A 990-nucleotide genomic window follows, 5' to 3' on the forward strand; every position below is an offset into this window, starting at 1 on the left:
TGTAAGAGCTCGTTCGAATATAGCTGAAGAAATGGGTATTCAGTGGGGCGGTGGCGGTTTAGATCGTAGCGGAGATAACTTGTTCCGTATAGGTGGATCGTCTGGGACGCTTAGTGAACTGACAGATATAGCGAACGGAAATAGTAACAGTATTTCATTTCCAGGTGCTTTGGCTGTTGATTTAGGTGTAACCAGATCGAACAGCTCTTCCTTAGCGATTGGTTTTGGTGGTGATAACTATCTAATTGATATGGAATTATCTGCTTTCGAATCTGATGGAAAGGGTGAGATCGTTGCCCAGCCGAAAATTGTAACGGCTGATCGTCAAACCGCGACAATTAAATCGGGTGAGGAAATTCCTTATCAGGAAGCTTCGTCTTCTGGTGCAACCTCAGTTTCCTTTAAAGAGGCCGTGCTATCTTTAGAAGTGACGCCTCAAATTACGCCAGACGATCAGGTCATTATGGATCTTAAGATCAATCAGGATAACCGTGGCGAAGTGACCGCAGGTATTCCAAGTATTGAAACAAATGAGGTACTAACTCAAGTACTTGTTGGTAATGGTGAAACGGTTGTCTTGGGTGGTATTTTTCAGTCTGAACGATCTACAACTGTTACTAAAACGCCTTTCTTAGGTGACATCCCATACTTAGGTGCTTTATTTACCAAGACTGAAGAGATAGATGAGCGTGCTGAATTACTTATCTTTATCACGCCTAAGCTATTAAAAAATGGTGTGATTGACCAGCAAATATAGGACAATATGTCTTATTGAGCTTAGGTAAAAGGCTGCAGATTGCGGCCTTTTTTCTTTTTAAAATAAACAGGTTAATCTTTACTGACATATTGATTGGCCGGCATAAGATCGAAATATGAGTATAGCTAAACCGTTGATTGTTTTTGTGGGCCCAATGGGGGCAGGAAAAACAACCATAGGAAAAATTTTAGCCAAAGAGCTGAACTTTGACTTTTATGATTCCGATAAAGAGA

1 protein-coding gene and 1 pseudogene are annotated in these 990 nt (G+C 40.9%); both read left to right on the plus strand.

Annotation, left to right across the window (positions count from 1 at the left end; translation table 11 throughout):
- A pseudogene (locus A3729_RS03110) lies at positions 1-757 on the plus strand (type IV pilus secretin PilQ); the annotation flags it as partial.
- A 115-nt stretch (positions 758-872) separates the two neighbouring features.
- Positions 873-990, plus strand: a 118-nt coding sequence (locus A3729_RS30450) for a shikimate kinase (protein ID WP_156497605.1), incomplete at its 3' end; no start/stop codon positions are given.

This window comes from Oleiphilus sp. HI0043, assembly GCF_001634935.1.